Annotated in this window: 18 protein-coding genes; 11 read left to right on the top strand and 7 right to left on the bottom strand. The window is 71.6% G+C overall.

Features of this window, described 5'->3' with window-relative positions:
- Positions 1-14: 14 nt before the first annotated feature.
- Positions 15-194, top strand: coding sequence for a hypothetical protein (locus BM144_RS09200; protein WP_092951410.1), 180 nt, complete (start codon positions 15-17; stop codon positions 192-194).
- Between the two features lie 47 nt (positions 195-241).
- Positions 242-2515: a phosphocholine-specific phospholipase C gene (locus tag BM144_RS09195; protein ID WP_092951408.1), complete on the top strand. Its 2274-nt coding sequence runs from the start codon at positions 242-244 to the stop codon at positions 2513-2515.
- Positions 2516-2685: 170 nt separating this feature from the next.
- Here the strand turns inward: BM144_RS09195 and BM144_RS09190 are convergent, their stop codons facing one another.
- Positions 2686-4149: a diguanylate cyclase domain-containing protein gene (locus BM144_RS09190; protein WP_092951406.1), complete on the bottom strand. Its 1464-nt coding sequence runs from the start codon at positions 4147-4149 to the stop codon at positions 2686-2688.
- A gap of 284 nt (positions 4150-4433) precedes the next feature.
- Between BM144_RS09190 and BM144_RS09185 the strand changes: the two genes are divergently transcribed.
- Positions 4434-5396 (top strand): YihY/virulence factor BrkB family protein, encoded by a 963-nt coding sequence (locus tag BM144_RS09185; protein ID WP_092951404.1) that lies wholly within the window; start codon positions 4434-4436, stop codon positions 5394-5396.
- On the opposite strand, the gene BM144_RS09180 is transcribed toward BM144_RS09185, so the two are convergent.
- Positions 5393-6325, bottom strand: a complete 933-nt coding sequence (locus tag BM144_RS09180) for a DUF72 domain-containing protein (protein WP_092951402.1) — start codon at positions 6323-6325, stop codon at positions 5393-5395. The two genes, BM144_RS09185 and BM144_RS09180, sit on opposite strands and share 4 nt — an antisense overlap.
- Before the next feature lie 172 nt (positions 6326-6497).
- Here BM144_RS09180 and BM144_RS09175 point away from each other — a divergent pair, with 172 nt between their 5' ends.
- Complete coding sequence (locus BM144_RS09175) at positions 6498-7298, top strand: outer membrane lipoprotein (protein ID WP_092951400.1); 801 nt, start codon at positions 6498-6500, stop codon at positions 7296-7298.
- Between the two features lie 229 nt (positions 7299-7527).
- Here BM144_RS09175 and BM144_RS09170 read toward each other — a convergent pair whose 3' ends face one another.
- Complete coding sequence (locus BM144_RS09170) at positions 7528-8301, bottom strand: ferredoxin--NADP reductase (RefSeq protein WP_092951398.1); 774 nt, start codon at positions 8299-8301, stop codon at positions 7528-7530.
- Positions 8302-8495: 194 nt separating this feature from the next.
- Here BM144_RS09170 and BM144_RS09165 point away from each other — a divergent pair, with 194 nt between their 5' ends.
- The 5 genes from BM144_RS09165 to BM144_RS09145 all read left to right on the top strand — a co-directional run bounded on the left by BM144_RS09165 (position 8496) and on the right by BM144_RS09145 (position 14100).
- Positions 8496-9695, top strand: a complete 1200-nt coding sequence (locus BM144_RS09165) for an ABC transporter substrate-binding protein (RefSeq protein ID WP_092951396.1) — start codon at positions 8496-8498, stop codon at positions 9693-9695.
- A gap of 22 nt (positions 9696-9717) precedes the next feature.
- Positions 9718-11604, top strand: a complete 1887-nt coding sequence (locus BM144_RS09160) for an ABC transporter permease (protein WP_092951394.1) — start codon at positions 9718-9720, stop codon at positions 11602-11604.
- On the top strand, positions 11601-12374 hold the full coding sequence (locus tag BM144_RS09155; protein WP_092951392.1) for an ABC transporter ATP-binding protein: 774 nt from the start codon (positions 11601-11603) through the stop codon (positions 12372-12374). The genes BM144_RS09160 and BM144_RS09155 overlap by 4 nt, the downstream gene beginning before the upstream one ends.
- Positions 12371-13105, top strand: coding sequence for an ABC transporter ATP-binding protein (locus BM144_RS09150; RefSeq protein ID WP_092951390.1), 735 nt, complete (start codon positions 12371-12373; stop codon positions 13103-13105). Before BM144_RS09155 ends, BM144_RS09150 begins: the two co-directional genes overlap by 4 nt.
- A gap of 122 nt (positions 13106-13227) precedes the next feature.
- Positions 13228-14100 (top strand): hypothetical protein, encoded by an 873-nt coding sequence (locus BM144_RS09145; protein ID WP_139225683.1) that lies wholly within the window; start codon positions 13228-13230, stop codon positions 14098-14100.
- Here BM144_RS09145 and BM144_RS09140 read toward each other — a convergent pair.
- Positions 14083-15048 carry a LysR family transcriptional regulator gene (locus tag BM144_RS09140; protein WP_092951386.1) on the bottom strand — a complete coding sequence of 322 codons (966 nt, stop codon included), beginning with the start codon at positions 15046-15048 and terminating at the stop codon, positions 14083-14085. The two genes, BM144_RS09145 and BM144_RS09140, sit on opposite strands and share 18 nt — an antisense overlap.
- A 104-nt stretch (positions 15049-15152) precedes the next feature.
- Here BM144_RS09140 and BM144_RS09135 point away from each other — a divergent pair, with 104 nt between their 5' ends.
- Positions 15153-15953, top strand: a complete 801-nt coding sequence (locus tag BM144_RS09135; RefSeq protein ID WP_092951384.1) for an SDR family NAD(P)-dependent oxidoreductase — start codon at positions 15153-15155, stop codon at positions 15951-15953.
- A 103-nt stretch (positions 15954-16056) separates the two neighbouring features.
- On the opposite strand, the gene BM144_RS09130 is transcribed toward BM144_RS09135, so the two are convergent.
- From BM144_RS09130 to BM144_RS09120, 3 genes are all read right to left on the bottom strand, one after another.
- Entirely contained in the window at positions 16057-17847 is a 1791-nt protein-coding gene (locus BM144_RS09130) for a methyl-accepting chemotaxis protein (RefSeq protein WP_092951382.1), read from the bottom strand.
- A 273-nt stretch (positions 17848-18120) separates the two neighbouring features.
- Entirely contained in the window at positions 18121-19236 is a 1116-nt protein-coding gene (locus BM144_RS09125; RefSeq protein ID WP_092951380.1) for an ABC transporter substrate-binding protein, read from the bottom strand.
- Positions 19237-19343: 107 nt separating this feature from the next.
- Positions 19344-20330 (bottom strand): tripartite tricarboxylate transporter substrate binding protein BugE, encoded by a 987-nt coding sequence (locus tag BM144_RS09120; protein ID WP_092951833.1) that lies wholly within the window; start codon positions 20328-20330, stop codon positions 19344-19346.
- A gap of 390 nt (positions 20331-20720) precedes the next feature.
- On the opposite strand from BM144_RS09120, the gene BM144_RS09115 reads away from it, so the two are divergent.
- The gene (locus tag BM144_RS09115; protein WP_092951378.1) at positions 20721-22553 is read left to right on the top strand and encodes a sensor histidine kinase; all 1833 of its coding nucleotides are present in this window, start codon (positions 20721-20723) and stop codon (positions 22551-22553) included.
- The last annotated feature ends 23 nt before the right edge of the window (positions 22554-22576 follow it).

The raw sequence follows: 22576 nt of genomic DNA, 5'->3' as shown, positions 1-22576 counted from the left end.
CTTTTCCCCACGCCATGACCATGTACACGCAGCACTCTCTGCTGTCCGGAATGGGCCGCCTGTTGCTGGGCGCCTGCACGCTCTCGCTGGCGCTGCTGGTGGCCGGCTGCGGCGGTTCCGGCGGCTCCGGCAATGCCGTGGGCTCCGCCGCCGCCTGCGGCAGCCCGGATACGCACTGCGCACCCAGGCCCTGAGCCGCGCACCTGCCCCCTTGCCCCTCGGACAACAAAGACTCCTCCAAATGACCGTCGATCCCTCCAAACGCAATTTCCTCGCGACCGCGCTCGGCGTGGGCGCGGCATCCGCCACGCTGACGGCGTTCCCGCCGGCCATCCGGCGGGCCCTGGCCATCGAGGCGCACAACGCGACCGGCACCATCCAGGACGTGCAGCACGTCGTCCTGCTGATGATGGAGAACCGCTCGTTCGACAGCTATTTCGGCACGTTCAAGGGCGTGCGCGGCTTCGGCGACCGCTTTGCCATTCCCACGCCCGGCGGGCGCAACGCCTTCTACCAGACCTACACCAAGGCCTCGCCGCCGGTCACCTACGTGCCCTACCGCCTGGACGAGGCCAAGGGCAATGCGCAGCGGGCCGGCAGCACGCCGCACACCTGGGTCGATTCGCAGGCCGCCTGGGACCACGGGCGCATGAACCGGTGGCCCGACGCCAAGCTGCCGCTGTCGATGGGTTACTACGAGACCGCCGAGGTGCCTTTCCAGCGCGCGCTGGCCGATGCCTTCACGCTGTGCGACCACTACCACTGCGGCATGCACACGGGCACCATCGCCAACCGGCTCTTCTACTGGACGGGCACCAACGGCCCGAACGGCACCAGCCCCATCGACGGCTCGCGGGTCCGCGTCGCGGGCCTGAACAACCAGTTCAACGGCGGCAACGACATCGGCGCCTCCACCGACGGCTGGACCTGGACCACCTATGCCGACCGCCTGCAGAAGGCCGGCGTGCAATGGAAGGTCTACCAGAGCCTGATCGACAACTTCGGCTGCAACGAGATGATGGGCTTTCGCCACTGGCGCGCCGAGATCGAGAAGATGCCTGCCGACCGCAAGCCGGTCTATGTGGCCAGGACCGACATCACGCAGCCGGTCGATCTGGCCGGGCCGTTCTACGACGCGAAGACCGACGACGCGCTGAGCCCGCTCGCCAAGGGCTTCGGCAACACGATGCCGCAGGGCTTCCTGGAGACCTTCCGCGAGGACATCCGCCAGGGCACGCTGCCGGCGGTGTCGTGGATCATCCCGCCCTCGGTCTACAGCGAGCACCCCGGCCCGTCCAGCCCGGCGCAGGGCGGCTGGTACGTGCAGGAGGTGCTGGATGCGCTCACGGCCCACCCCGAGGTCTGGAGCAAGACCGTGCTGCTCATCAACTTCGACGAGAACGACGGCTTCTTCGACCACCTGCCCTCGCCCGCGGCGCCTTCGCGCAATCCGGACGGCAGCCTGGCCGGGGCCTGCACGCTGCCCGCCGCCGACGTGGCCGTGGAATACCACGACTTCCAACCCGCCACGCCGAGCCAGCCGCCGGCGGACGGCCGGCCCTATGGCCCGGGCCCGCGGGTGCCCATGTGGGTGGTGTCGCCCTGGAGCCGCGGGGGCTGGGTCAATTCCCAGGTGTTCGACCACACCTCCACGCTGATGTTTCTCGAAAAGCGCTTCGGCGTCGCCGAGCCGCAGATCAGCCCCTACCGCCGCGCGGTCTGCGGCGACCTGACCAGTTGCTTCAACTTCGTGAACCCCAACACGGAAACCCTGCCCACGCTTTCGGGGCGCACGACCAAGGCGGCGGTGGATGCGCGGGTGGCCGCGCAAGGCCAGGCCGCCAGGCTGCCCCAGCCCACGGCCAGCGTCGACGCCGCCCTGCCGCAGCAGGCCCCCGGCGTGCGGCCCTCGCGCGCGCTGCCCTACGAGCTGCACACCACGGCGCAGGCCAGCACCGGCGCCGGCACGGTCACGCTGCTGTTCTCCCACACCGGGAAGGCGGGCGCCGCGGCGGCGGTGTTCCACGTGTACGACAGGAAGCACCTCGACGCGATTCCGCGCCGCTACGTCGTGGAGCCCGGCAAGAGCCTCAGCGGCGTCTGGAACACGGCCGCCGACGGCGGCGCGTACGACCTCTGGGTGCTCGGCCCGAACGGCTACCACCGCAGCTTCGCCGGGGACCTGGCGCAGCAGCCGGCGAGCGGCGGCCCCGAGATCCAGGTCTGCTACGAGCTGTGCGATCCGCCGCAGGTGCGCGTGAAGCTGTACAACCGCACCGGCAGCACCCTGACCTTTTCCGTGGAGCCGCAGGCCTATCGCACGGACGGCCCGTGGACCCGCAATGTCGGGCCCGGCGCGGTGGACGAACTGGCCTGGCCGCTGGGTGAGAGCGGCAACTGGTACGACTTCGCCGCGCGCTGCAGCGCCGCGCCCGCCTTCGTGCGGCGGTTCGCCGGCCGCATCGAAACCGGCAGGGATTCGGTGTCCGACCCGGCCATGGGCCAGGCCGGCTGACGCCCTGCGCGGGTGGGTGAGGGCGCCGCCGCGCTCCTGTGTCTGCCGTACATCCGATGCGCTACTGAAAAAATAGCAAAGAAATGAATGGATACGGCGGCATGGGGCCCATGGAAACCACAGAATTCAACGGTCCCCTGCATTTCCGGCCTCCGGTCCCGCACTGCCGGTCACGCGTGGCCCGGCGTCCCCCGCTCCGCGATGGCGAAGCCGCCGCCGCGCCGCTTGGCCGCGTACATCGCCAGGTCCGCGCGGTGCATCACCTCGGCGCCGTGCCGCGAGTGCGCGGGCGAGAACGCGATGCCGATGCTGGTGCCCACCTGCACCGACACGTCCTGCTGCGGCAGCGCGATGGGCTGCCGCACGACGTCGACGATGGCCGAGGCGATCCCGGTGAGGGTCTGCTCGTCGTCCGAGCGCACCAGGATCGCGAATTCGTCGCCGCCCAGCCGCGCGAGCGTGTCGGACGCCCGGATGATCTTGCGGATGCGCGCAGCCACCTCCTTGAGCACCACGTCGCCCGATTCGTGCCCGTATTCGTCGTTCACGAACTTGAACTTGTCCAGGTCCATGAGCATGACGGCATAACCCGCGCGCGATTTCTTCTCGTCCTGCTCGGCGCGCAGCAGCTGCGTCTCGAAAGCGCGGCGGTTGGCCAGGCGGGTGAGCGGGTCCTTCTGCGCCACGTCCTCCAGCGGCGACACCAGGCGGCTGGCCACCACCTTGACGGCCACGATCGAGATGAACGAACTGAAGAGCACGCTGAACCCGAACAGGCCTTCCAGCTTGAGGAACGGCGAGAACACCGGTGCGAACGGCTTGGCCACGATGGCGGAGATCGGGTAGCCGGCCGAATCGTCCAGCGTGATGACCTTCACGCGGTAGCCCGCGCCCTCGGCGTCCGCGGCGGAGAAGGGCTCGCGCGTCCTCTCGTTGAGTTCGATGTCGGCCAGGGGAATGGAGGACGGCAGCGTGCTCGCGTGGACGGTGTAGTCGTGCTCGTCGTTGCGCGACACGAAAGCCATCTGGAGCTGCGTCATGCGCGTGAACTGTGCCACGCCTGCGGGCGTGATGCGGTAGGCCAGGTAGATGTGCGCGACCGGCACCGGCGCCCGCATCGTCACCTTCACCCAGCTGTGCAGCACCAGGCGCCCGTCGCCGCCCAACAGGGTGCGCATGTTGCGCCCGGTCTCCTGGATGCCGGTCACCAGCTTCCCCAACTGCTCGTCCAGCGCCTGGTCGCGCTCGTTCAGGAAACCGGTCACGGAGGCCCGCGCGATCACCTTGTTGTCCAGGTCGGTCAGCACGATCAGTTCGGCCCCGGACCGCGCGAGCTGGTTGAACAGCGCCGATTCCACGGTGGCCCGGTTGGTCTCGTTGAAGACGGTGTTCTGCAGGCCGTAGTCCTTGGCGATCAGCTCCGAGGTCGCGCGGCGGAATTCGCGGCGCGTGGCGGCGGTGTAGTCGAAGGTCTGTGCGCCGGCCTCCAGTGCGGCGTCCACGCTTTCCATGGCGATCCTCCGGTTGGAGAAGTGCAGGAAAACGAAGGCCACCAACTGGGCCGCCGTCAAGGTCAGCACGAGCACGGCCAGAAACCGGCTCGTCGATGCGGATGGCAGGAAATCCCTCTTCATGCGTGCTCTTTTCCCAGGCTTCGGGCAGGCTGTTCTTATTTCCGGCAATGGCGGGCGCCCGTCAGCCGGTGCCTTGCCAGAGGAGCGGTCCCATGATGCCTGTTTTGGGCATCCGAGTGCAATGGTCTCCGGGCCCCGCGCGGGGCTTCGTCGGACGGCACCACGCAATCCTGACTCTGCCGCTGCCCGTCCGTGGCGGCGCGGGCGCCGCGCGGAAGCGGCGACCAGGCGACTGGCGAAGTGCGCCGACACCCGCGGACTCATCTTTGCGCTGCAATGGGCCGATGCCTTCTTCGTTCCTCACCCCCTGGGTGGACCGCGCCAAGCGCCTGGTCCAGCCCGTCATGCCGCTGGTGCGCGCCGCCAACCTCTGGCTCGATGCCGATGGCCTGCGCATGAGCGCGGCCATGTCGTTCTACGGCATGCTGAGCCTCGCGCCGCTGCTGCTGCTGCTGGTCGGCGTGATGGGCTGGTGGATCGACAAGTCGTACCTGGAGACCAACCTCATCGCGCAGGTGCAGGCCGTGATGGGCGAGCGTGGCGCCGAGGTGGTGAAGCTCGCGCTGTCGAGCGCGCGCGAGCCGTCCGAAGGGCGGATCGCCTCCATCGCGGGTTTCGTGCTGCTGCTTTCCGGTGCGACCGGGGTGTTCGTGGAGCTGCAGTCCGCGCTGGAGCGGCTCTGGACCTCCGGCCACCCGCCCGCACCCGAGAACAAGGCGTGGTGGCGCATGGCGTCGCTGCGGCTGCGGGGGCTGGCCTACGTGCTGGCCATCGGCTTCCTGCTGCTCATCTCGCTGGTCGTCTCGACCGTGATCCACGTCGTGGCCACCTGGGCCACCACCAGGCTGCCGGTGGCCTCCGGGCCGCTCCTGCAACTGGTCAACGAACTGGTGGCCTTCGGCATCGCCGTGCTGCTGTTCGTGGGGCTGATGCGCATCGGCACCGGCCCCAAGCCGCCGATGGGCTGTCTGGTATTCGGCGCCGTGGTGGGGGCCATCCTTTTCACCGTGGGCAAGCAGTTGCTGGCGTTCTACCTCGCCACGGCGGCCGTGGTGTCGGCCTACGGCGCGGCAGGCTCGCTCGTGGTGCTGCTCATGTGGATCTACTTCTCCTCGGCCGTGCTGCTGTTTTCCGCCGCCTGTGCGCGCGCGCTGCAGGAAGCGCGGGCCGAGCACCTCGGGCGGCGGCTGGACGCCGAGCACGCGCAGGCCGTGCCCCCGGCGCCCGCTCCGGCACCGGCCCGCTAGCGGGCGGCGGGGCGCAGCGTCGCCGGGTCCAGGCGCAGGGCCCGGGCGAGGTGGTGGGCGTTCTCGGGCGCGTGCAGTTTCTCGGTGTTGTCGAAGAAGCAGAACACGTCGCGCCCGCCCGCAGGCGCCGCAGGGGCCTGTGCGGCGGGGCCGGCCAGCGCCATGCCGCGCGGCGCACGGCCGCGGTGCCAGGCGCCGATGCGCTCGGCCCAGGTGCCGATCTGCGCGGCGCTGTAGCCGCTCGCGTACAGCTCCTGCGCGCCGTGCAGCCGCAGGTAGACGAAATCGGCCGTCACATCGCCCAGCTCGGGCCAGCGGCCGGCAGTGTCGGCCACCACCAGCGCCACGCCATGGCGGCGCAGCAAGCCGATGCATTCGGCGCAGGCGAAGCTCCCGTGCCGGACTTCGAGGGCGTGGCGGATGCGCCAGGGCTGCGGCGGCGGCGCGAGCCATTCGCGGCCCCGCATGCGCGGCTCGCGCTCCCGGGCCAGCGCCGCGCCCTGCGTGGTGTCGTGGGGCAGCAGCGCCAGGAAGTCGTCCAGCAACCGCGCATCGAAGGGCAGGCTCGGCGGCAATTGCCACAGGATGGGGCCCAGCTTCGGCCCCAGCGCGAACAGCCCCGAAGCCAGGAAGTTGGCGACGGCCGCGCGGGGCTCGCGCAGCCGCAGGATGTGGGTGATGAAGCGCGGCGCCTTCACCGTGAAGACGAAGCCTTCGGGCGTGCTGTCCGCCCAGGCGGCGTAGCTGGAGGGCCGCTGCAGCGAATAGAACGACCCGTTGAGTTCGATCACCGGGAATTGCCGCGACGCGAAGGCCAGCTCCTGGGCCTGGACCAGGTCCTCCGGATAGAAGACGCCCCGCCACGGTGCGTAGCGCCAGCCGGAAACGCCGATGCGGATCTGTGCGGCCGCCGCCGCTTTGGTGCCCATGGCGCCGACTGTGATGAGGGTGCCGGCCGCGGGCTGACGGCTGGAAACCCGGGCACCTGTCGGACGGATTCGGGCAGCTCTACAGCTTTTTACGGTGTTTACAGAACCGGGCGTTATGTGAACCGGGGCTGCGTGTACCCTGCGGGCATAACACCCATAGAAAGGGAACACCATGACTCTCGTTGTCCGCTCCAACTCCGATTCGGGCCCTGCCGCTGGCGGTGCCTCGGTGAAATGGCTCTGGGCTGCGATCGGCGCGCTGGGTGTCAGCGTGCTCGCCCTCGGGGCCACGCTGGCGGTCCAGCACCGCGGCCAGTCGCCCGACGCTGCGGCCACCGCGGCGGCACCCGATGCCGCCCAGCCGCTGGCCGGCGCTCCCGGCGCGGCTTTCGCGCCGCAGGGCACGCAGGCCCCGGTGGCCAATGCCGCTCCGCGCGCTCCGGCACCGGCGCAGAACATCGCCCAGCGCGCCCCATCGCAGGGGTCGGCGCAGGGGGCTCCTTCTTCTTCGTACTACCCGGGCTCGCAGGGCCAGCCGGTCGCCATGCAGCGCGCCGCGGCGCCCGTGTGCGCCACCTGCGGCCGCGTGGAATCCGTGCAGGCCGTCCAGCAGGCCGCGCCGGCCACGGGCATCGGCGCGGTGGCCGGCGGCGTGCTCGGCGGCGTGCTGGGCAACCAGGTGGGCAAGGGTTCGGGCCGCACGGCGGCCACGGTGCTGGGCGCCGTGGGCGGCGGCTACCTGGGCCACACCGTGGAGCAGCGCACCCGCACGACCACGGCCTACCAGATCCGCGTGCGCATGGACGATGGCGCGGTGCGCACCTTCACCCGTTCGCAGCCGGTGGCCGAAGGTACGGCGGTGCGGGTGGAAGGCCGCAGCTTCCGCGTGGACAACGGCAACTACGGTGGCGGCTATGGCGGCGGCTACGCCCAGGCGCCGCAGTCGGTGCGCGTGGTCGACAACGGCTATTGACGGCACCCGGCGCGTGCGGCAGCCCTGCCGCCGGCGCGCCGCGGCGTTTTCCACCCGGACGGGCGGCCTGCGGGCCGCCCGTTTTCATGGGGGCTGCGCCCCAGGATATTTGCTATTGAATATGTAGCAAACTATTCAATGGATACGGCGGCATGGAGGCAAAAAGACTCCAAGGTTCCAACCGGGCGGGCAGGCGAGCCTTCCTGGCCCACTGACCGCCGGGGGTGCGTCACTTCTCGACGAAGGCGCGCTCGATCACGAAGTCGCCGGGCTTGGTGGTGTTGCCCTCTTCGAAATCGCGCTTTTCGAGGATGGCCTTGAGCGAGGCCAGCATCTCGGGGCTGCCGCAGAGCATCACGCGGTCCACCAGCGGGTCGAGCGGGGGCACGCCCAGGTCGGTGAACAGCTTGCCGCTTTCGATGAGGTCGTTGATGCGGCCCTGGTTGCGGAAGGGCTCGCGCGTGACCGTGGGGTAGTACTTGAGCTGCCGGGAGACCGTCTCGCCCAGGAACTCGTGCCGGGGCAGCTCCTGCGTGACGAAGTCGTGGTAGGCCAGCTCGTTCACCTGGCGCACGCCGTGCACCAGCACCACTTCCTCGAACTTCTCGTAGGTGTCGGGGTCGCGGATCACCGAGAGGAACGGCGCCAGGCCCGTGCCGGTGGAGATCAGGTAGAGGCGCTTGGCCGGCAGCAGGTAGTCGATGAGCAGCGTGCCGGTGGGCTTGCGGCCCACCACGATGCTGTCGCCCACCTGGATGTTCTGCAGGCGCGAGGTGAGCGGGCCGTCGGGCACCTTGATGGAGAGGAACTCCAGGTGTTCTTCGTAGTTGGCGCTGGCGATGCTGTAGGCCCGCAGCAGCGGTTTGCCGTCCACCCGGAGGCCGATCATCGTGAAGTGGCCGTTGGAGAACCGCAGCGAGGTGTCGCGCGTGGTGGTGAAGGAGAACAGGCGGTCGGTCCAGTGGTGGACGGTGAGGACTCGCTCTTCGTTGAATGCACTCATGGATGGATGGCAGGAAAGTGAAAGACGGGAGGGGCGCGTGGCCTTCAAGGGCAGGGCCGGTGGCTCGTGCGGACTGCCTCGTGGGCACCCTGGCTGCCCCCTGCCAAGCGGGCAAACCCCCGCATTGTCGGACAAACCCGGACGGCAGGTACATTTCAAGCCCGCAGAACGTCATTCGGAAATCAGGTTTGCCCATGCTCCGACCCGCCCGCTTCCTCCTGGCCGCCCTCGGCCTCGCCGCCTCCCTGGCCCACGCCCAGGGCACGATCAAGATCGGTGAGATCAACAGCTACAAGGCCCAGCCGGCCTTCCTGGAGCCCTACCGCAAGGGCATGGAGCTGGCCGTCGGCCAGGTCAACGCGGCCGGCGGCATCGGCGGCGCGAAGCTCGAACTGGTCACGCGCGACGACAACGGCAACCCCGGCGACGCCGTGCGCGCGGCCGAGGAACTGCTCGCGCGCGAACGGGTGCAGGTGCTCACGGGCAGCTTCCTCTCGCACGTGGGGCTGGCCCTCACCGACTTCGCACGCCAGCGCAAGGTGTTCTTCCTGGCGGCCGAGCCGCTCACCGACAAGATCGTCTGGGAGAACGGCAACCGTTACACCTTCCGCCTGCGCCCTTCCACCTACATGCAGGTGGCGATGCTGGTGCCCGAGGCGGCGGCGCTGCGGAAAAAGCGCTGGGCCATCGTGTACCCCAACTACGAATACGGCCAGTCGGCGGTGGCCACCTTCAAGAAGCTGCTGGCGGCCGCGCAGCCCGGCGTGGAGTTCGTGGCCGAGCAGGCCGTGCCGCTCGGCAAGGTGGACGCCGGCAGCGTGGTGCAGGCCCTGGCGGACGCCAAGCCCGATGCGATCTTCAACGTGCTGTTCGCGTCCGACCTCGCGCGCTTCGTGCGCGAAGGCCGGACGCGCGGGCTCTTCGAGGGGCGCGGCGTGGTGAGCCTGCTCTCGGGCGAGCCCGAGTACCTCGATCCGCTCAAGGGCGACGCGCCGGACGGCTGGATCGTCACCGGCTACCCCTGGTACGGCATCGCCACGCCCGAGCACCAGGCCTTCCTGGAGGCCTACCGGTCGCGTTTCAAGGACACGCCGCGCGCCGGCTCCATCGTGGGCTACAACGCGATCCAGTCGATCGCGGCGGGGCTGCGCAAGACGGGCGGCTCCGCCGACACCGAAAAGCTCATCGCCGCTTTCCGCGGCCTGGAGGTCTCCACGCCGTTCGGCCCCATCACCTACCGCGCGCAGGACCACCAGTCCACCATGGGCGCCTACGTGGGCCGCACGAAGAACCAGGGCGGCAAGGGCGTGATGGTGGACTTCCGCTACCAGGATGGGGCGAAGTTCCAGCCCTCCGACGCCGAGGTCAAGGCGCTGCGCAAGGCCGCGGACTGACCGCGCACCGCGCCCGCGCCGCATGGACCTCTCCGGCCTCGCGCTCCAGCTGCTGAACGGGCTGGCGGGCGCCTCCACGCTGTTCCTCGTGGCGGCGGGGCTGTCGCTCATCTTCGGCGTGACGCGCATCGTCAATTTCGCGCACGGCTCGTTCACGATGCTCGGCCTCTACGCTGCCTATGCGCTGGTGGAGCGCCTGGGCGGCACCCTCGGTTTCTGGCCGGCGCTGCTGCTTGCGCCACTGGCCGTCGGGCTGCTGGGCGCGGTGGTCGAGATGGCGGTGCTGCGCCGCATCTACCGCGCGCCGGAGCTGTTCCAGCTGCTGGCCACCTTCGCGCTGGTGCTGGTCATCAAGGATGCCGTGCTCTGGGCCTTCGGGCCCGAGGAACTGTTCGGCCCGCGTGCGCCGGGGCTGGAGGGCGCCGTGGACCTGCTGGGCCGGCGCTTCCCGGCGTACGACCTGTTCCTGATCGCCGTGGGGCCGGTGGTGCTGGCGCTGCTGTGGCTGCTGCTGCACCGCACGCGCTGGGGCACGCTGCTGCGCGCGGCCACGCAGGACCGCGAGATGGTGGGCGCCCTGGGCGTGAACCAGGCGTGGCTGTTCACCTCGGTGTTCGCGCTCGGCGCGCTGCTGGCCGGGCTGGGCGGCGCGCTGCAGCTGCCGCGCGAGCCCGCGAACCTGGAGATGGACCTGAACACCATCGGCTCGGCCTTCGTGGTGGTCGTCGTGGGCGGCATGGGCTCGCTGCCCGGCGCCTTCGTGGCCGCGCTGCTCGTCGCGCAGCTCAAGGCGGTCTGCATCTGGCTCGGCGTGGTGGAGATCGCGGGCGTGGCCGTGTCGTTCTCCAAGCTGACGCTGGTGGTCGAATTCCTCGTGATGGCGGCCGTGCTGGTCTGGCGGCCCTGGGGGCTGCTGGGGCGCGCCCAGGTGCCGCAGCGCGTGGCGGGCGACGCGGGCGGGGAGGCGCCGCCCGCGGCATCCGCCCGCGGTGCCGCGCGGGCGGGCTGGGCAGTGCTGGTCGCGGCTCTGGCGCTGCTGCCGCTCGCCGCCGGCGCCTGGCCCTACGCCACGGTGCTCGCGCAGGACGTGCTCGTGGCGGCGCTCTTCGCCGCCAGCCTGCACGCGCTGATGGGGCCCGCGGGCCTGCATTCGTTCGGCCACGCGGCGTATTTCGGGGTCGGCGCGTATGCCGTGGCGCTGCTGGTGCGCGCGGCGGGCCTGCCGGCGGCGGCCGCGCTGCCGCTCGCGCCCGTGGCGGCGGGGCTCTTCGCCGTGGTCTACGGCTGGTTCTGCGTGCGGCTCTCGGGGGTGTACCTGGCCATGCTCACGCTCGCGTTCGCGCAGATTTCCTGGGCCATCGCCTTCCAGTGGGACGCCGTCACCGGCGGCAGCAACGGCATCACGGGCGTGTGGCCCGAGGGCTGGCTGGCCCGCGGGCCGGCCTTCTACCTGCTCACGCTGGCCTGCGTGGCGGGCGGCGTGTGGTGGCTGCGGCGCCTCCTGCATGCGCCCTTCGGCATGGCGCTGCGCGCCGCGCGCGATTCGGCGCTGCGGGCCGATGCGATCGGCATCGACGTGCGGCGCCTGCAGTGGGCGGCCTTCGTCGCGATGGGCATGGCCGCCGGGCTGGCCGGCGCGCTGTACGCGCTCTCCAAGGGCGGCGTCTCGCCCGAAGCGCTCTCGGTCGGCCGGTCGGTGGACGGCCTCGTGATGGTGCTGCTGGGCGGCGTGCAGTCGCTGGCCGGGCCGCTCGTGGGTGCGGCCGTGTTCACGGGGCTGCACGACACGCTCGCGCGCGAGACCGACTACTGGCGCGCCGTGCTCGGCGGCACGCTGCTGGCGCTGGTGCTGCTGTTTCCGCGGGGCATCGCGGGCGCGCTGCCGCGGCGCCGGAAGGCCGCGCCATGAGCCTGCTCGAAGTGCGCGGCCTCGCCAAGGCCTTCGGGGGGGTGCAGGCGGTGGATGGCGTGGGGTTCACGGTGGCGCCGGGCGAGCTGCTCGCGCTCATCGGGCCCAACGGCGCGGGCAAGTCCACCACCTTCAACCTGGTGGGCGGCCAGCTCGCGCCCGATGCGGGCACGGTGCGCCTGGCGGGGCGCGACATCACCGGCCTGCCGCCGCGCGCCATCTGGCGCCGGGGCGTGGGGCGCACGTTCCAGATCGCCGAGACCTTCGCCTCGCTCAGCGTGCTGCAGAACGTGCAGATGGCGCTGCTCGCGGCCGATGGCCGGGTGTTCCGCTTCTGGCGCCGCGCCACCGACCACCGGCCGGACGACGCGCTGGCCCTGCTGGAGCGCCTGGGCCTGCGCGCACAGGCCGACCGGCCCTGCCGCGAACTGGCCTATGGCGACGTGAAGCGCGTGGAGCTGGCGATGGCCCTCGCCCACGGCCCGCAGCTGCTGCTGATGGACGAGCCCACGGCCGGCATGGCGCCGGCCGAGCGCCAGTCGCTCATGGCGCTCACGCGCGCGCTGGCCACCGAACGCCGCATGGGGGTGCTGTTCACCGAGCACAGCATGGACGTCGTGTTCCGGCATGCCGACCGGGTGCTGGTGCTGGTGCGCGGCCGGCTGCTGGCCGAAGGGCCGCCCGCCGCGATCCAGGCCGATGCACGCGTGCAGGCCGCCTACCTGGGCAGCGGGCGGCTGGCCCAGGCGCGCGCGGAGGCCGCGTCATGAGCGCGCCGCCGCCGCTTCTGCAGGTCGAGGGGCTATGCGCTTGGTACGGCGCCGCGCAGATCCTGGACGGCGTGGCGCTGGAGGTGGGCCGCGGCGAAGTGGTGGCGCTCATGGGGCGCAACGGCGCGGGCAAGTCCACCACGCTCAAGGCGATCGCGGGGCTGATCGCGCGGCGCGAGGGCACGGTGCGCCTGCTGGGCCGCGACGTCTCCGCACTGCCGCCCTACCGCATCGCGCGGGCGGGCCTGGGCTACGTGCCCGAGGACCGCCGCATCTTCACCGACCTCACGGTGCTGGAGAACCTGGACGTGGGCCGGCAGCCGCCGCGCCGTTGGCCCGACGGCACCGCCGCGCCCGTGTGGACGCCCGAGGCGCTGTTCGCGCTCTTCCCGAACCTGGGCGAGATGCCGCGGCGCCCGGGCGGGCGCATGAGCGGCGGCGAGCAGCAGATGCTCACCGTGGCGCGCACGCTCATGGGCCAGCCGCTCGTGGTGCTGCTGGACGAGCCCTCCGAAGGCGTGGCGCCCGTGGTCGTCGAACAGATGGCCGGCGCCATCCTGCGGCTCAAGGCGCAGGGCGTGGGCATTCTGCTGTCGGAGCAGAACCTGCCGTTCGCCGAGGCGGTGGCCGACCGGGCCTGTGTGCTGGAGCGCGGCGCAGTGCGCGGCCAGTGGCCGATGGCGCAGTTCGCGGCGGACGCCGCATTGCGCGCGTCGTTCCTCGGGGTCTAGCCTGTTGCGTGCGCCATCGGTCGGGCGCGCCGGACTTCGCTGGCAGGCGCAGCGCTTCGCGAGGCGGGCCGGCGTGCGCTCCGGAACCGGCAAGCTGGAGCCCCCTCCCCGGAGTCCCTGCCGTGACCAACGTTTCGGGCGCAGACCAGCGCCGCGCCACCTCCCATCCCTCTCTGGAGCGCGACCGCCCTTCCGCCCCCTCCGCCACCCCTTCCGATTCCGGCAGGGCCGTGCGCCGCACGTTCTCGGAGCGCATGACCGGCTCGATCCGGTCGCTGCTGTCCAACGCGTCCAGGCACCGTGCGCACGCCCCCGCGAGCCTGCCCGCGGAACACCGTCCGGGAGCGGACCCGCACGGCAGGGCCGTGGGCCGCAGCATCTCCAACCGCTTCGCGGGCTCTTTCCGCGCGCTGGTGCCGTCGGCCGACACGGCCCGCGCGCTCACCCGCAGCGCCACCGCGTGCTTCCGGCCCGCGGCCGGGCCATCGGAACCACCGCCGGGCGCGGGGCTCGCCCGTCTGCAGGGACCGCGGCTTGCGGACCTGCCCGATCTGCCCGATCTGCCCCAAGCCTCCGCGGTCCACGTGCCGAACCCGGAGCTGGCCAGGCTGCATGAGCTGCAATACGTGGACGGGGTGAAGGACGTCGGGATGCTGCTGGCGGCGGTGGACATCGCAACACTCCCGCCCCCCGTCCCGACCTACCATGACTTCATGCCTGCCCAGGAGCTGAGGCAGATCTACACCGAACGCAAGCAGAAGGCGAAGGAAGACCAGAAGGAAAAAGCCGCCCAGCGGGAGAAAGTCCTGGCGAGGCAGGAAGCGATGAACCTGCGGCCACTGGCAGACGCACCACGGGACCCGCCGCCCGCTTCGCTGCCCGAGGCCCCGGCCGGAGGGGAGATTCAAGAGGAGGCGTCGCCCGCGCGGTCGTCCTCCCACTCGGTCGTGGAGATCGAAGGGGCTCCGCCCGGCCTCTCATGGTGGAAGCCTTGACGGGCCCGGGGAGGACGGCGCCAGCGGTGCCGCCGGCAGGTCCTGCTCCCTGCAATGCTCCGCCACCACCTCGGCCAGCCAGTCCATCACGGTCCGCACGCGCCGCGGCAGGTTGCGGCGGTTGGCGTACATCAGCGTGAGCGGCATCGGTGGCGCGACCAGCGCGGGCAGCACCTCCACCAGTTCGCCCCGCGCCAGCAGGTCCACCACGCCCAGGCGCGGCACCTGGATGATGCCCAGCCCCGCCAGGCAGCTGGCCATGTAGGCCTCGGCGTTGTTCACGGTGATGGCGCCCTGCATCGGCGTGAGCACCAGGGTGCCATCGACCACGGCCTCGAAGCCCGTGGAGCGTGCGCCCAGCGTGTTGACGAAGTGCACCAGCCGGTGGCCGGCCAGATCGGCCAGCGACTGCGGCGCGCCGTGCCGTCGCAGGTAGGCCGGGCTCACGCAGTTGGCGAGCCGCGCATCGCCCAGCGGCCGCGCGACGAGGCTGCTGTCCACCACCGACCCCGTGCGCAGCACGCAGTCGAAGCCCTCGCGCACCACGTCCACGCGGCGTTCGGTGCTGCTCAGCTCCAGTTCCAGCGCGGGGTGGCGCGCCAGCAGTTCGGGCAGGCGCGGCACCACCACGTTGCGCGCCATGCCGGTGGACATGTCGATGCGCACGCGCCCGCGCAGGCTGGCACCGTCGGCGTGCTGGAACATCGACTGCAGCTCGTCCACGTCCGCCAGCAGGTCCTTGCAGCGCTCGTAATAGGCCTGCCCGTCCTGCGTGAGCTGCACCCGCCGGGTGGTGCGGTGCAGCAGCCGCGTGCCGAGTTCCGACTCCAGGGATTGCACGGCCGTCGAGACGCTGGCCTTGGGCAGCGCCAGGGCCAGCGCAGCCTGCGTGAAGCTGGCCAGCTCGGCCACGCGCGTGAACACCTGCATGCGCTGAAAGGGGTCCATTGTTCTTTCTGGTCGAACAAAGAGATCGATTTTTGCCGATTTATCGCAAGTGAATCGATCAATAGACTGGCGCCATTCTTTTTCCGCTTTTTCGAAAGGCCCGCATGACCGCTGCACCCCTCACCTCCATCCCCGCTGCCTCTTCCCCCGCCGCACCCATCGCCCTCGTCACTGGCGGCAGCCGCGGACTCGGGCGCGATGCGGCGCTGCAGATCGCGGCGCAGGGCATCGACGTGGTCCTCACCTACCGCAGCCGCGCCGACGAAGCCCAGGCCGTGGTGGCCGCCATCGAGGCGCTGGGCCGCCGCGCCGTGGCCCTGCCGCTGGACGTGGGCCAGAGCGCCGGCTTCGCGGACTTCGCCGGGGCGGTGCGCGGCGTGCTCGTCCGGCACTGGCAGCGCGAGCGCTTCGACTTCCTCGTCAACAACGCGGGCATGGGCGTGCACGCGCCGTTCGCGGAAACCACCGAGGCGCAGTTCGACGAACTCGTGAACGTGCACTTCAAGGGCGTGTTCTTCCTCACGCAGGCGCTGCTGCCGCTCATGAACGACGGCGGCCGCATCGTGAACGTGTCCTCGGGCCTGGCCCGGTTCTCGCTGCCGGGCTACGCGGCCTATGCGGCGATGAAGGGCGCCGTGGAAGTGCTGAGCCGCTACCTCGCCAAGGAGCTGGGGCCGCGCGGCATCGCCGTGAACGTGGTCGCGCCGGGCGCCATCGAGACCGACTTCGGCGGCGGCGCGGTGCGCGACAACGCGCAGCTCAACGCCTTCATCGCCTCCCAGACGGCGCTCGGGCGCGTGGGCCGGCCGGACGACATCGGCGGCGTGGTCGCCGCGCTGCTGCTGCCGGCCAGCCGCTGGATCAACGCGCAGCGCATCGAGGCGTCGGGCGGCATGTTCCTGTGAGGCCTGCGCACCGATCCGAGGGTTTTGGGCTCCATGCCGCCGGTTTTATTCAATAGTTTGCTATCAATTGAATAGCAATGACGGCGACGGACCGACCGCCGGATCAGAACGTTTCCCAGTCGTCGTCGCCGCCGCGTGCGGCGGGGGGTGCCGCGGCAGGTCGGGATGCGCCGGCCGATGGCGCTGCCGGTGTGCGCGGCAGGGCCGGCGCGGCCGGGGCCCGGGCGGGCAGGGGCGCGGCAGCGGCGCGCGGTGCCGCGGCGGCAACGGCCGGGCGTGCCGCCTGCACGGCCGGCGCGCGGAATGCGGGGGCGGGTGCCGGGCGGGCGGCCACCGCACCGGCGGCCTGCACACCCGCCGGGATGCGGAACACGCTCACCGCCTGCGCGAGCTGCGAGGCCTGCGCCTTCAGCGAGCCCGTGGCGGCGGTGGCTTCCTCGACCAGCGCGGCGTTCTGCTGGGTCACCTGGTCCATCTGCGAGACGGCCTGGTGCACCTGGTCGATGCCGCGGCTCTGCTCTTCGCTCGCGGCGCTGATCTCGGCCACGAGGTCGCTCACGCGCTGCACGCTCTGCACGATCTCGTCCATCGTGCGGCCGGCCTCGGCCACCTGCTGCGAGCCTTCCGACACCTTGGACACCGAGTCGCCGATGAGGCCCTTGATGTCCTTGGCGGCGGCCGCGCTGCGGCCCGCCAGGGCGCGCACTTCGCTGGCCACCACGGCGAAACCGCGGCCCTGCTCGCCCGCGCGGGCCGCTTCCACGGCCGCGTTCAGCGCCAGGATGTTGGTCTGGAAGGCGATGCCGTCGATCACGCCGATGATGTCGCTGATCTTGCGGCTGCTTTCGTGGATGGCGCCCATCGTGTCCACCACGCCGGCCACCACCTGCCCGCCCTTGGTGGCGGTCTCCGACGCGGACGACGCGAGCTGGTTGGCCTGGCGCGCGTTGTCGGCGTTCTGGCGCACGGTGCTGGTCAGCTCTTCCATGGAGGCCGCGGTCTGCTGCAGCGAGCTGGCCTGCTCTTCGGTGCGCGACGACAGATCCTGGTTGCCCGCGTCGATCTCGTTGGAGGCGGTGGCGATGCTGTCGGTGCCCGAGCGCACGCGCCCCACCACCTGCGCGAGGCTCTCGTTCATGTCCTTGAGCGCCTGCAGGAGCTGGCCCGTCTCGTCGGAGGTCTCGACGGTGACGTGGCTCGTCAGGTCGCTGGCCGCCACCGCGCGCGCCACGCGCACGGCCTCGGAAAGCGGCCGCACGATGCCGCGCGTGAGCCACAGCGCGCAGGCCGCGCCCAGCGCGAGCGCGAGCAGGCCGAACACCACCAGCAGCAGGCGGCTTTGCGCATAGATGCCCTGGATGTTGCCGGCCGTGGCGTCGATGTCGGAGCGCTGCAGGTCCAGCAGCTTCTGGATGAGCGCGACGTAGTCCTTCGTGGCCGGCAGGTAGACCTGGTTCAGGATGCGCTCGGCCTCATCGGCCTGGCCGGCGGCCTTGGCCTTCACGGCCTGGTCGCGCGAGGCCAGGTAGGCGGCGCGCGCCTTGGAGATGTCGGCCCAGACGGCCTTCTCGGCGGGGCTGTCGAGCAGCGGCTCGATCTTCTCGACCAGCTTGGCGGATTCGCGCGTGGTCATGGCCGAGTCTTCGGCGAAGAAGGCCGCCAGCGACGGGTCGGTGCTCTTCACGATGGCGGTGGTGCGGCGCGCGGCGCTGTCCACGTAGCGGTACCAGTCGCTGATCATGCGTTCGTTGGCCAGCGGCTGCTGGGTCATCTCGTGCGTGGCCTGCGCGACGGTCTGCAGTCGCCAGAGGCCGAAGGCGGTCATCAGGGCCATGAGGACCAGGACCAGGGCAAAGCCGCCGCCGAGGCGCGCGCCGATAGAGAAATTTCGCATGGTTGTGTGTCTCGGAGATCGAAAGGGGAACTGCCGCCGCCGCGCGCCGCACCGCGCCGCAACGGGCTTTCGGCGCCGGCGCTGCGTCTGCGGCTCGGCCGTGCACGAAGGGCCGCAGGGCGCGGCGCCGGCACGCCGTGGAGGCTTATCGGCACCGCGCGTGGCAGCTTGAGGGCGGCGCCCGCGGCACCGGCCCGGCATGCGGGGGGATCGAAGAAAAAAGCGCAGGCACGGCCGCGCCAGCGGCCGCGTGGCCCGCGCGGCGGCGGGTGCCTATCGGCGGAAGCGGCCGTCCGCGCCGACGATCGACAGGTCGGTGAAGTCCAGGCCGCTGTGGTCCGTGGGGGTGTACCCCACTTCCAGGCCGCCCAGGTCGAATTTGCGCAGGCCTTCCAGCGATGCCTGCAGCGTGGCGCGCGTGGGCTTGGGGCCGGCGCGGCGCAAGCCCTCCACCAGCACCTTCGCCGAGGCATAGCCTTCCAGCATGGCGCCGCTGAGCCCGCCGGCCACGTCGCGCTTCTTGGCCAGGGCCTGCGCTTCCTTCACCATCGGCACCGCCACGGAGCGCTCGTTCGGGAAGACCTGCGTCACGATGGTCCCCGCGGCGTTGGCGCCCAGCCCGGCAATGAAGCCCGCGGTCGCGTTGTTCGACAGCGTCACCAGCTGCGCCTTCGAGCCCGCCGCGCGGATCGCCGCGATGCCGTCGGCCACGGCGAGCGCGGTGCCCACAATCAGCACGCCCTGGGCGTTTTCCTTGGCGACCGCCGGGGCGATGTGGCTGAAATCCGGCTTGTCCCGGGCGAAGGTGGCCTGCACGGCCGGCTCCAGCCTGGCGGCCTTGAGGCCGCGCAGCGCGCCCTGCAGCGCGTCGTTGCCGAAGCTGTCGTCCACGGTGAGCAGGGCGATGCGGTTCATGCCGATGCCCGCCAGGTGCCCCATGGCCCGCTCGGCCTCGCGCTGGTAGGAAGCCCGCACGTTGAACACGTGCCTGCGCACGGGCTGGTGGAGCACCATGGCGCCGGTGGACGGGCCGACGAGCGGCACGCCGTGCTTGTCGAGCAGCGGCAGCACCGCCTCGGTGTGCGGCGTGCCGCGCGTCAGGAACATCGCGAGCACGCCCGTCTCCTCGATGAGCTTGCGGGCGTTCTCGGCCGAGACCTTCGGATCGAAGCGGTCGTCCACCGACACCAGCTCGACCTTCTGGCCGCCCACGCCGCCGTTCTCGTTCACCTCGTCGAGGTAGAGCTTCGCGCCCTTGGTCACCTCCTGGACGCCCGCGGCCACCGGCCCGGAAAAGCCCGCCGTCTGGCCGATGAGCAACTGGGCCGATGCGCTGGTGGCTGCCAGCCCCGCCGCGAGGAGGAGGGTGAGGAATCTGGATGCGGTCATGTTCGATTGCCTGGTGCGGTGGGGGGTGGAAAGCAGGGCGAGGACTCGTAAGCCGATGTTACCGGCGGGCCCGAAAGCCCTCCATCCCTGCGGACCCGCATCCGAGATCAGTCCAGCTTCAGCTTCTGCTTGGCGACCACGCCCTTGTACAGCTCGTACTCGGCCTTGGTCTGCGCCGTGAATTCCGCCGGCGTGTTGCCCACGACCAGCGAGCCCGTGTCCTCGATGCGCTGGCGCACGGCCGGGTCTTCGAGCGTCTTCTTCACGGCCTGCGAGATCTTGTCCACCACGTTGCGCGGCAGGTTCTTGGGGCCGTGGATGCCGTAGAACGCCATGCGGTTGACGGGCTCGAAGCCGACTTCCTTGAACGTGGGCACGTCGGGCATCGACGGCAGGCGCTGCGGCGCCGCCACGGCGATGGCGATCAGGCGCTTTTCCTTGATGAAGGGCAGGGCGGAGGGCAGGTTGTCGAAGATCATCGGCACCTGGCCGGACACGGCGTCGTTGAGCGCCGGGCCCGCGCCCTTGTAGCCGATGTGCTCCAGCTCCAGGCCCGACAGCGACTTGAACAGCTCCATCTGCAGGTGGCCGATGCCGCCCGTGCCGGACGTGGCGAACGCGTATTTGCCGGGCTTGGCCTTGACCTCGGCCATGAACGACTTGAAATCCTTGGCCGCGAAGCTCGGGTGCACCGCCAGCACGTTGGGCGTGGCCGCCATGTTCACGATCGACGTGAAATCGGTCAGCGGGTCGTACTTCACGGCCGGGTTGATGGCCGGCGCGGACGCCACGGACGACACCGTCGCCACGCCGAGCGTGTAGCCGTCCGGTGCCGAGCGCGCGATCTCGGTCGCGCCGACGACGCCGCCCGCGCCGGCCTTGTTGTCCACCACCACCGACTGGCCCAGCGTGGTGGAGAGCGATTGCGAGACCACGCGCGCCACGATGTCGGTCGTGCCGCCCGGCGCGAAGGGAACGATCAGGCGCACGGGCTTGGTGGGGTAGTCCTGGGCGAGCGCGGGGGCTGCGCCGGCCAGCAGGCCGGCGGCGGCCAGCACGGCGCTGCAGAGTGGGGTGGCGGGGGTCGTCTTCATGTCGAATGTCTCCTGGGGGGTGTGCATCAATGCGCTGGCGCCGCGGGCCGGGGCCCGAAGGCGTGCCGCGGCGGCCCGGATGCTTTGCAGCTTGCGTGCCACGCCGCGCGCCCCCGCGCCGGATGAGCCCCCGGGGCGCGCCGCCATTGGGGCCGGCGGGCGCGCGGCGTGCGCGGGGCGGATGCCGCGGCCGGCCATGTGCGGCGGTTTTCCGCACGCGGCCCGCCCGCCCGTGCGGATTTCCGGACAGGCGGGCCTGTCAACGGTGATAGCCTCCGCCCGGCGCTGCGCACCTCCCGCCACAATGCGCCCTCGTCCGCCATCCGGTGGCCCGGCCCGGTCTGCTCCGCCGGCCGGATGCGCCCCCCTGCTGCCTCCTCCCCGTTCCGCGTGAAACCCGATCGCTCCCTTCTGATCCCCGGCCTGGCGGTGCTCGCCTGCGTGTGCGCAGGGGCGCTGGCCTACCGCTGGTCGCTGGAGGCCCAGCTCGCCGGCCAGCAGCGCGCCGCCACCCAGCGGCTGGCCTTCGCCGCCCAGAGCCTCGAATCGCTCCTGCACCGCAACGAAGCGCTGCCCGCGCTGCTGGCGCTCGACGGCGGGGTGGGCACCGCGCTGCGCCGGCCGAATGCCGCCAACCTGCGGGCCGCCAACGCCTTCCTGGGGCAGGCCGCGGCCCTGGCCGACGTGGAAGCCGCCTACCTGATGGACACCCGGGGCCTCACCATCGCCGCCAGCAACTGGGAGCAGGTCAGCAGCTTCGTGGGCCAGAACTACCGGTTCCGCCCGTACTTCGAATCCGCCATGGCGGGGCAGACCGGCCGGTTCTACGGCGTGGGCGCCACCACCGGCAAACCCGGCTATTTCATCGCGGCGCCGCTGCCCGCCGGGGCGCCCGCGCAGGGCGTGGTGGCGGTCAAGATGTCGCTCGACGCGTTCGAGGCCGCGCTCTTTGCGGGCGGCGACACCGTGCTGCTGGCCGACCGCGAGGGCGTCGTCTTCCTCAGCACCGAGGCGGATTGGCGTTACCGCACGCTCGCCCCGCTCGGCGCCGGTGCGCGCGCTCGGCTGGAAGGCGCGCAGCAATACGGCAGCCACGCGCTGCTGCCCCTGGACCATGGCCACGGCACCCGGCCCGCCGACGGCACGGCGGTGCGGCTGCGGCGCGCGGGGCAGGAACGCGATTTCCTGCTCGCCGCGCGCGACGTCGGCCCGCTGGGCTGGCAGATGCTGCTGCTGGTGGACCAGAATCCGGCCCGCCAGGAAGCCCTGGTGGCCGGCCTGGCCGGAGGGCTCTGCGCCGCGCTGCTGCTGGGCCTGGCGCTCTACCAGCGGCTGGACCAGCAGGGCCAGGCCGAGCGCCGCGCCAGCGCCGCGCGCCTGCAGGCGGCCCACGACATGCTGGAGTCGCAGATCGCGCGGCGCACCGCCGACCTCACCGAGGCCAACACCGCACTGCAGGGCCGGGTGCGCGATCTGCAGCATGCCGAACACATCCTGCGCGGTACGCGCGACGCGGCCGTGCAGGCCGGCAAGCTCGCCGTGCTCGGCCAGATGGCGGCCGGCATGAGCCACGAACTGAACCAGCCCCTGGCCGCGCTCCAGACCCTCTCGGACAACGCCATCGCGCTCGACCGACAGGGCCGCCGCGAGGACGTGGCCGAGAACCTGCACCTGATCGGCCAGCTCGCGGCCCGCATGGGCCGCATCGTGCGCCAGCTCAAGAGCTTCGTGCGCAAGGAAGCGCCCGTGCTGCGGGCCTGCAGCGTGCGCGACGCGCTGGACCACGCCCTCATGCTGCTCGCGCCGCGCTGCACGGCCGTGCGGGCGCGCATCGACGTGCAGGAATTCAGCGCCGGCCTGTGCGTGCGCGCGGACGCCACGCGCCTGGAGCAGGTGCTGGTGAACCTGCTGCGCAACGGCCTGGACGCGGTGCAGGACCGGCCGGTGCGCGAGGTGCGCTTCGCCTGTTCCGTGGACGACCCGGGGGCGGGCGACACGGTGCGGCTGCGCGTGTCCGACACCGGCGGCGGCATCGCGCCCGAGGCCCGCGAGCGGCTGTTCGAGCCGTTCTTCACCACCAAGGCGGGCGAGGGGCTCGGCCTGGGGCTGGCCGTCTCGCGCATCATCGTCGAGGGCATGGGCGGCACGCTGGCCGCCGCCGACCTGCCGCAGGGCGGCGCGGAGTTCACCGTCGCCCTGCCGCTGGCCCACCCCGACACCTGACCCCCCGTTCCATGCCCGAGGAT

It is taken from the genome of Paracidovorax konjaci, assembly GCF_900112675.1.
Taxonomy (GTDB): domain Bacteria; phylum Pseudomonadota; class Gammaproteobacteria; order Burkholderiales; family Burkholderiaceae_C; genus Paracidovorax; species Paracidovorax konjaci.
This window is presented reverse-complemented; position numbering and strand designations above follow the sequence as displayed.

What these genes read in the sequence shown, in the direction of transcription:
- BM144_RS09200 (WP_092951410.1), top strand. Translation starts at nt 15, where the DNA reads ATGACCATGTACACGCAGCACTCTCTGCTGTCCGGAATGGGCCGCCTG.
- BM144_RS09195 (WP_092951408.1), top strand. Translation starts at nt 242, where the DNA reads ATGACCGTCGATCCCTCCAAACGCAATTTCCTCGCGACCGCGCTCGGC.
- BM144_RS09190 (WP_092951406.1), bottom strand. Translation starts at nt 4,149, where the DNA reads ATGAAGAGGGATTTCCTGCCATCCGCATCGACGAGCCGGTTTCTGGCC.
- BM144_RS09185 (WP_092951404.1), top strand. Translation starts at nt 4,434, where the DNA reads ATGCCTTCTTCGTTCCTCACCCCCTGGGTGGACCGCGCCAAGCGCCTG.
- BM144_RS09180 (WP_092951402.1), bottom strand. Translation starts at nt 6,325, where the DNA reads ATGGGCACCAAAGCGGCGGCGGCCGCACAGATCCGCATCGGCGTTTCC.
- BM144_RS09175 (WP_092951400.1), top strand. Translation starts at nt 6,498, where the DNA reads ATGACTCTCGTTGTCCGCTCCAACTCCGATTCGGGCCCTGCCGCTGGC.
- BM144_RS09170 (WP_092951398.1), bottom strand. Translation starts at nt 8,301, where the DNA reads ATGAGTGCATTCAACGAAGAGCGAGTCCTCACCGTCCACCACTGGACC.
- BM144_RS09165 (WP_092951396.1), top strand. Translation starts at nt 8,496, where the DNA reads ATGCTCCGACCCGCCCGCTTCCTCCTGGCCGCCCTCGGCCTCGCCGCC.
- BM144_RS09160 (WP_092951394.1), top strand. Translation starts at nt 9,718, where the DNA reads ATGGACCTCTCCGGCCTCGCGCTCCAGCTGCTGAACGGGCTGGCGGGC.
- BM144_RS09155 (WP_092951392.1), top strand. Translation starts at nt 11,601, where the DNA reads ATGAGCCTGCTCGAAGTGCGCGGCCTCGCCAAGGCCTTCGGGGGGGTG.
- BM144_RS09150 (WP_092951390.1), top strand. Translation starts at nt 12,371, where the DNA reads ATGAGCGCGCCGCCGCCGCTTCTGCAGGTCGAGGGGCTATGCGCTTGG.
- BM144_RS09140 (WP_092951386.1), bottom strand. Translation starts at nt 15,048, where the DNA reads ATGGACCCCTTTCAGCGCATGCAGGTGTTCACGCGCGTGGCCGAGCTG.
- BM144_RS09135 (WP_092951384.1), top strand. Translation starts at nt 15,153, where the DNA reads ATGACCGCTGCACCCCTCACCTCCATCCCCGCTGCCTCTTCCCCCGCC.
- BM144_RS09130 (WP_092951382.1), bottom strand. Translation starts at nt 17,847, where the DNA reads ATGCGAAATTTCTCTATCGGCGCGCGCCTCGGCGGCGGCTTTGCCCTG.
- BM144_RS09125 (WP_092951380.1), bottom strand. Translation starts at nt 19,236, where the DNA reads ATGACCGCATCCAGATTCCTCACCCTCCTCCTCGCGGCGGGGCTGGCA.
- BM144_RS09120 (WP_092951833.1), bottom strand. Translation starts at nt 20,330, where the DNA reads ATGAAGACGACCCCCGCCACCCCACTCTGCAGCGCCGTGCTGGCCGCC.